The following is a 1,479-nucleotide window of genomic DNA, read 5'->3' as shown; positions in this document are numbered from 1 at the left end:
GGGTTGGGCTCCTGTAAGCGAAGAAGCTAAAAATGCTGGCGGCGAGGCAATTTGGGATGTTATTGAGCGCCATCTACGTGATGTCAAAGTAGTGAAAGCTGTCCAACTCAATGAGCCAATTATTAAGGGTGTTAAGAATAATCCAGGTATGGTTGCGCTTAAATCATAAGAGGGGCACACATGAAAAAATATTTATCACTAGTCGCATCTTTGATTATTGCTAGCACTGCATTAATTGCTCAGCATGCTACAGCTGCTGGCTCCAGCGTTGTCTATCATATTGATGATGCTGACGCCCAAGGCATTAAGGGCTTGAGAAATGTGCGCAATCATATGGATGTAGCACCAGACACCAAAATCATCGTTGTCACCCACGCCAATGGGGTTGACATCATGATGGAAGGCGCGAAGGATAAGAAGAACAATATTGAATATGCTCCTTTAGTTGGGGCCCTGAAGTCGCGTGGTGTTCGGTTTGAGGTTTGTGAGATTACTTTAAAAAATAGAAATCTAAAGAAGGATCAGTTTATTTTGGATACTGACTTCACACCGTCTGGCGTAGCAAGAATTGGCGATCTTCAATTTAAAGATCATTTTGCTTACATAAAACCATAATCTCATTCGGTGAACATGCTCCTGCGCGGTATTCACCATCTAAAAATAGCATTATTGATTAATGCTATTTTTTTTGGCTTCTGCTTTGCTCAAAGCAGTCCGGTCATAAATGATCCGGTAGGTGTATTGCTAAAGCCCATTAAAGTTGCGCCGCATACTTACTTCGTTCAAGGTAGAGCTGAATTAGGTAGTAGCGAAAATCAAAACTTTATTTCTAATGCAGGTTTTGTTGTAACTCCCAAGGGGGTCGTTGTCATAGATGCCTTGGGTTCTCCAACCCTTGCGCAAAAGTTGATTAAAGAGATTTCAAAAGTTACTAAGCAAAAAATTATTGCTGTTGTAGTAACTCACTATCACGCAGATCATGTATATGGACTTCAAGAGTTTAAGAAAATTGGCGCAAAGATCTACGCTCAAGGGGAGGGTAGAAGCTATATTTCCTCAGAAACTGCAAAGCAGCGGCTTATTGCATCAAGGGTTGATTTTGCACCCTGGGTTAATGATCAAACCAAACTAATTGCTGCGGATACTTGGATAGACAAACAATTAAAGTTGAATATTGGTGGAGTGGAGTTTCTGATTAGCCGGGTTGGCCCAGCCCATGCCCCAGAAGATCTATTGGTCTATATTCCATCTGAAGGCGTGCTTTTTGCGGGTGATCTAGTTTTCCGCGGTCGAATCCCATTTGTGGGTAATGCTGATAGCAAAGGGTGGTTGAAAGCTTTAGATCAGTTTGAGAAATTTAACCCTAAGGTAGTAATACCCGGTCATGGGCCTCAATCCATTAATCCTATAGAAGATATCCGCTTTACTAGGGATTATTTGCGCTATTTACGTGAATCTATGGAGCCATCAGCCCTCAAC

At 41.9% G+C, this 1,479-nt stretch carries 2 protein-coding genes; both read left to right on the top strand.

Features of this window, described 5'->3' with window-relative positions; genetic code table 11:
• Positions 1 to 180 precede the first annotated feature (180 nt).
• On the top strand, positions 181 to 615 hold the full coding sequence (locus B7Y67_RS17820) for a DsrE family protein (protein WP_293599775.1): 435 nt from the start codon (positions 181 to 183) through the stop codon (positions 613 to 615).
• Between the two features lie 15 nt (positions 616 to 630).
• Positions 631 to 1,479: MBL fold metallo-hydrolase (locus B7Y67_RS17815; RefSeq protein ID WP_293599776.1), on the top strand; the 849-nt coding region annotated here is incomplete at its 3' end.

It is taken from the genome of Polynucleobacter sp. 35-46-11, assembly GCF_002281105.1.
The sequence above is the reverse complement of the archived record's forward strand: the minus strand, read 5'-3'. Positions and strand labels throughout refer to the sequence as shown.

Excerpts from the sequence above, each read along its gene's own strand:
- B7Y67_RS17820 (WP_293599775.1), top strand. The coding sequence starts at position 181 with ATGAAAAAATATTTATCACTAGTCGCATCTTTGATTATTGCTAGCACT.